2 protein-coding genes are annotated in these 3,839 nt (G+C 54.4%); both read left to right on the top strand.

What is annotated here, in order from left to right; genetic code table 11:
• The first annotated feature begins 995 nt into the window (after positions 1 to 995).
• Positions 996 to 1,745: an iron-containing alcohol dehydrogenase gene (locus tag B2Y11_RS06215; protein WP_291057395.1), complete on the top strand. Its 750-nt coding sequence runs from the start codon at positions 996 to 998 to the stop codon at positions 1,743 to 1,745.
• 402 nt (positions 1,746 to 2,147) lie between these two features.
• A complete protein-coding gene (locus B2Y11_RS06210; RefSeq protein ID WP_291057393.1) occupies positions 2,148 to 3,212 on the top strand; it encodes a DctP family TRAP transporter solute-binding subunit in 1,065 nt (354 codons plus the stop codon).
• Positions 3,213 to 3,839: the final 627 nt, after the last annotated feature.

Below are 3,839 nucleotides of genomic sequence, written 5' to 3'. Positions count from 1 at the left end.
TTCCTTGCATTGAATAAAAACACAAGAATGAAATCCGATAACGGTTTAATCAGCGCTTCCCTCGTGGGATAGTGAGGCAGTGGAAAAGTGGGACAGGGGGCGCCGCTGACGCGGCGGGTTGTATAAAAAGGTTGTATTCGCTTCGCTCAGGGGGCGGGAGGGACTGCTATTGGCTGACGGCTATCCCATGGTTTTGGGGTGTGGGGATGTATTCATGACAGCAAGTGGGTTCAGGCGGCTTATGAAAATGGTAAATTATAAATTGTGAATGGTAAATGAAGGTGGCGCCTTTAAAAATAAAGGGCGTCATTTTAATAAAAACCATACCACCTCGCGACCCTCGTGGAAATGCCCCCCTTTTGGTGCCTGCGGCACCACCTTCTCCCCGGAGGGGAGACTTTTAGCGGCGCTATGCGTAGTACAACTTATGAAACTGAAGGGAGAAAGTAGAGCAGACTTCCCCCCTCCGGGGAAGTACCGCGCAGCGGGAATAGGGGTGCATTTCCCATGTGGAGACCCTGCAGAGGATCTCCAAGTCGGGCGAAGTTGGTCCCTGGCCTGCACATAAAAGGACTTTCCAATAAATCGCCCGACCGATACCGCAGGCGCGGTTTTACGGTTTTCCCGCCGACAGGCGGCATTGAAAACTTCATTGCCGCGAAGCGGCAATCCACAACCCTTTTGAACCAGCCCGCCAAAGGCGGGCCGAACCCTCTGAACCTTCCCCCCTCAACCCTTCTACACAACCTGCCGCGGAGCGGCCACAACCTTCAGGGCCAAAGGCCCCATCCACCTTTCCCTCTGAACCCTCTGACATTTCTCCGAAAGAAGAGTATAATGTAACCATCCATCCATAGTCTGACAGCACAAAAAGGAGTTTCTTATGAAAAGTACATTTTTCCCCCATTTCACCATCGGCACCGATGCCTATGATGCCATTTCCGGTATCTGCCGGGAGTACGGGAAGACGGCGGTGATTGTGGGCGGCTCATCTTTTGAAGAAGCCTCTCTTTACCTTCCCCACCCTGGCGTCCAACTGCGCTTCCGTGACGGCGGTGTGCATTATGTACAATCCGGATCACAGTTTCCGGGGTTCCATTTACAGGGACAGGAATGCGTACCACACCTTTATCAACACTGACATTATCGCCCATTCTCCCAGGGAGTATTTCTGGGCAGGCCTGGGGGACGCCCTGGCCAAGCAGTATGAGGTGCCCTTCTCCGCCCGGGGCATGGAGCTTACCTGGGTGCAGCAGACGGGGGTGCGGAATGCACAGAATGTGGCGCCGGGGATTTTGAAATACGGCAAGAAGGCCCTGGAAGCGGTGGACCGGCAGGAGGTGAATGAAGCCCTGGAGCCGGCCATCCTTTCCATCATCGTGGCGCCGGGCATGGCTTCCGTATGCATTGAAGATGACCTGGACTCTTCCCTGGCTCATGCCATTTACAACAGCCATACCAGAACGCCCCATGAAGGGAACCATCTCCACGGCGCCGTGGTGAACTACGGCCTCCAGGTGATGCTCACCATGGACGGCCAGCTGGAGGAGCGGGACAAAATTTACAATTTTGCCAAATCCATTGACCTCCCCCACTGCCTGGAGGACATAGGCATTGATCCCAAGCACCCCGACGAACTGGTGGCAAACTGCCTCCACACCAAGGATATGCGGGTGAAGCCCTATGACATTACCTTCGACATGGTGTACAAGGCCATGATGGACCTGGAGAAATTGAATCACTGATTTTTCCGGGAAATGAAAATTTCTTCATTTTCCCCTTTACAAAGGGGAAAAGTGCATGTATACTATTTCCAACTTCAATTTTGAAAAAAGCTTCACAGCACGCTTGTGCATGAAAGACAAGGAACGGAAGCGAGTGAACCGGTTTCCTCAAAGAGAGCTGCCGCAGGGTGAAAGGCAGCAGGAAGTCCTCACAGAGTCGTCCGCAAGTTCTGTATCTGAACCGAGTAAGATATGGCGTCTGGCACCGTTACAATGCCGCATGAGTATAGTGCGAGGTGGTACCGCGTAGATGTGACGCCCTGGTTGATTTTTATCAATCAGGGCGTTTTTTGCAGTATGGAAGATGGTACAGCTTGATTTCAAAAAAGTAAGAGATAAATGTGTTTTCCAAAGGAGGATTTCATGATGGGTATGTTTAAGAGAAGTCACAAAGCAGTTTTAGCAGGTTTAGCAGCCCTTGCCATTGCAGGCATGATGAGCGGCTGCGGTATGTCCGGCGGCGATAAGAAACCGGCCGCTTCCGGCAATGGGCAGAAAGTGGAATTGAAGCTGGCTTACCAGCTTCCGGCGGAACATCATTTGTCCAAGAGCGTTGAAAAGTTTGCCAAAGAGGTAAATGAACGGTCCAAGGGCCAGATCGACATCAAGGTATACCCTGCCGGTCAGCTCTATAACGACCAGAACATGAACGACGCCCTCATGAGCGGCGGCCTGGACATCGGCATGAACTCCACCGCCCGCTGGTCCATGGTGGTGCCGGCACTGAAAGTACTGGACATGCCCTTCGTCCTCACCTCCTACTCCGCCGTAGACAACGCACTGGACGGAGACCTGGGCAAGGCACTGAACCAGGAAATGGAAAAGAAAGGCGTTCATCCGCTGATCTGGGCAGACTACGGCTACGTACAGTTCTGCAATAACGTGAAGAAAATCGAAAAACCGGAAGATTTCCAGGGCATGAAGATCCGCTCCTACTCCGAAACCTCCGCCGACATCATCCAGGCTCTCGGCGCATCCCCCACGACCATGAGCTCCTCGGAAGTATACATGGCCATCAAGAACGGCACCATTGACGGCCAGTCCTCCGGCCAGACCGCCATCCTGTCCCGCAAGATCTACGAAGTGGCCAAGTACTTAACTGTCACCAACAACTCCTACGTAGAATTCCTGGTATCCATGAACGACAACTCCTGGAAGAAACTGACACCGGAACAGCAGAAGATCATCGCCGACACCGCTAAGGAAATCCAGGATGAAATCCGCAAGGAAACCAAGGCCGAAGACGAACGGTGCCTGAAGGAACTTGCAGCCAAAGGCATGGACGTTTACGTGATTCCAAAGGATGAAATCCACCTGTGGCAGGAAGCCACCGCCCCGGTGGTGGCCAAGTTCGAACAGGAACAGGGCGACTTCGGCAAAAAACTGGTGGACGACTGCCTCAAAGCCAGCGCAGCAGCGAAGGACTGAGGGACACGCCCGTAAGGGCGTGAGGGTTCAGGCGCCTGTGGCGCGTTCAGGATCGGGACCGGGACCTGGGCTGTGCTTTCCAGTATTCCCGAAGGTTGACGCGCCTTATGGACAAGCCCCTATGGGGCTTGAGGGTTCAGGCGCCTCTCGGCGCCCGGGTTCTATCGTTCGTGTGCTGCGCACCGAACGATGGGTTCGGCCCACAGAGCGGGCTGGTTCAGAGGGTAGTTTTATATGCCGCTGCCTGGGGCAGCGAAAACCGTACAACCGCCCTGCGGGCGTCGGAAAACAGGCCAACCGCCCTGGCGAGCGGGGGCACTATAAAGCTCCGTCATGCTGTGAGCTGCTTATGAAGGGATTGCTTTGCGGCTCTTTATTGTCCCACCGCTCAGCGGGGGGAAGGTGGTGCCGTAAGGCACCAAAGGGGGGAAAGCCACTGGAGGTGGCTGATCGACGTAATGCCTATCATGCCATATGACACAGAAAGCCAAATCCCGTAACGCTGACTTTATAAGAATTGCCGCAGAGCGGCAATCCGCCACCCTCAGCGCCGCAGGCGCTGTCGCCCCCCTGAGCGAAGCGAACACAACCCTTCTACACAACCCTCGGGGCGAAGCCCCGTCAACC

This window comes from Dialister sp. UBA1703 (assembly GCA_002320515.1).
GTDB lineage: Bacteria > Bacillota > Negativicutes > Veillonellales > Dialisteraceae > Dialister.
This window is presented reverse-complemented; position numbering and strand designations above follow the sequence as displayed.